This window comes from Mycobacterium sp. Soil_C_30, assembly GCF_057656995.1.
On sequence record NZ_JBDGJH010000089.1, the window covers coordinates 1 to 206 of the forward strand.

General features: G+C 64.1%; 1 protein-coding gene. It reads right to left on the reverse strand.

The window, feature by feature from the left end:
• The coding region (locus AC3A6P_RS36245) for an AMP-binding protein (protein WP_487697491.1) at positions 1 to 206 on the reverse strand (206 nt) is incomplete at both ends.

A 206-nucleotide genomic window follows, 5' to 3' on the forward strand; every position in this document is an offset into this window, starting at 1 on the left:
TACCAGCGCCAGGCCTCGGGGTTGATGGGCTCACCGACTGAGCCGAGCAACCGCAACGACGACAGGTCGTGGGCGGCGGGGATCTGGCGGCCCCACTTCATGAACGTGCGCACCAGGGTCGGAGCGGTGTAATAGATTGTGACGCCATAGGTTTCGATGATCTGGAAGTGCCGGTGCTCATCGGGGGAGGCCGGGGTGCCTTCGTA